Annotated in this window: 2 protein-coding genes; one reads left to right on the plus strand and one right to left on the minus strand. The window is 61.1% G+C overall.

What is annotated here, in order from left to right; genetic code table 11:
• The first annotated feature begins 232 nt into the window (after positions 1 to 232).
• Complete coding sequence (locus tag WA989_RS16105) at positions 233 to 883, plus strand: TlpA family protein disulfide reductase (RefSeq protein WP_424341497.1); 651 nt, start codon at positions 233 to 235, stop codon at positions 881 to 883.
• A gap of 2 nt (positions 884 to 885) precedes the next feature.
• Here the strand turns inward: WA989_RS16105 and WA989_RS16110 are convergent, their stop codons facing one another.
• A complete protein-coding gene (locus WA989_RS16110) occupies positions 886 to 1671 on the minus strand; it encodes a sterol desaturase family protein (RefSeq protein ID WP_424341498.1) in 786 nt (261 codons plus the stop codon).
• Positions 1672 to 1823 lie beyond the last annotated feature (152 nt).

Raw genomic sequence — 1823 nt, forward strand, 5'->3', positions numbered from 1 at the left:
GAATATCTGTGCGACACGCGCCGCCTGGGCCGCCCAGACAAAGTCCAGCCAGGATGGCACAGCCGAAATGCAGCGTAATGCACTGAGAACCCGCGCACCGGGCGCGGATGGCGGCTGAGCTTGAGACGGAAATTGAAGTAATCATGATCAAGCCCCGGCCGCCGCGCCGGGGCTTTTTTGCAAGGCTCGCGCGACTATTTATGTCCGAGAGCTGCACAGACAGGAAAACCCCATGCGCCTATTGATTGCCACACTCGCCCTCACACTGACCGCGTGCGGAGGGGCCGGCTCCGGCGACAGCGCAACCGGTTTCATCACGCCCGGCTCGGCCATACCAGCCTCCGCCGATACCGATGCTGGTGACATTCCCCGCGACGATTATGGGCGCCCATTTACTTACGCCTTCCTCGGCCAGGCCCTTCCTGACTTCTCTGGCACAATGGTTTCAGGCGAAGCCTTTTCCTCATCAGACCTCGACGGCCAGTGGACCGTGATCGATGTCTGGGGTCTCTGGTGCGGGGACTGCATGGCTGATGCGCCCTATGTCGCGGCGCTGGCCAGCGCGATTTCGCAGGACCCGGACCTTCGTTTCATGTCGATCCACACCCCGCCAAACGCCAACCGGATCGACGACGCGTTCGGTCGATACCAGAACGTTCAGGCCTATTTCGATGACAAGGGTTATTCCTATCCGACCCTGCTGGACGAAGACGCGTCGATCCGCGACGATCTCGATATTGCGTGGACACCGAGCTATCTGCTCGTCGCGCCAGACGGAACCGTCCAGGGCTACCGCTCGGAACTGTCGGCGGCGGATGGTGAGCCGGTCAAGGACTTCCTGCGCGACATCGCAGACGTGAAAAAGGCCTACACGCCAGGCTGATTTTAACGTTCCAGCGGCTGGCGCAGCAGGCTGAGCGGCGCTTGATCGCTGGCCTCGCGCCAGCCGGTCTGGCCAATTGTCATACGCTCATGGCCGAGTTCCGGCTGCGCCTTGTACTGCCGGAACAGCCGGTCCCAGACGGACAGGCAGAAGCCGAAATTGGTGTTGGCTTCGCGTCTTATCGTCGAATGATGCACCCGGTGCATGTCGGGCGTGACGAGAACAAGGCGCAGCCAGCGGTCGACAGCGCGCGGGATATTCCAGTTCGCATGATTGAACTGCGCGCAGGCATTCAGGATGATTTCGAAGGCGAAAGCCGCCCAGGCCGGTACACCGAAAGCCACCACAATCAGCGTCTTCCAGCCAAGCGAGACAACAATCTCTGCCGGATGGAAACGAAGCGCCGTGGCGGCATCAATATGCGGGTCGGCATGATGGACCCGGTGCATGCGCCAGAGCAGTGGCACCTTGTGCATCACCACATGCTGCGCCCAGACGCCAAGGTCGAGCAACAGGAGAGAGGCGAGACCGACCAGCCAGGCCGGCAGGTCGACAAGGTTGAACAGTCCGATCGACTGCCCCTCCGCCCACAGGGCAAGGCCTGCAAGCCCCGCGGGGACCACCAAGCGGCCGAGCACGGCGCCGATCACAAGCAGGGAAAATGCGCCCGGCCATCTTTGAGCGCGGCTGAGCTCTGCCTTGCGCCGCGGGAAGAACACTTCGAGCAGCACCAGCGTCAGGAAAACGCCGATAAAAATACCAATTCGCAGGCCTGCCTCATGCGTCATGCGCTCAAAGCCTGCCCGATTTGCTCGCGCATTGGGCGAACACGCCCCAATCTTCGGCCTGACCGTCTTCTGAACACAATTTCACTCTAGCCACCGCCTCGTGCCTTTGAACAATCGGATGCAAGTGTTTAAGTGGATATGCAGACGATAAC

Source organism: Henriciella sp. (genome assembly GCF_049649345.1).
Classification (GTDB): Bacteria; Pseudomonadota; Alphaproteobacteria; order Caulobacterales; family Hyphomonadaceae; genus Henriciella.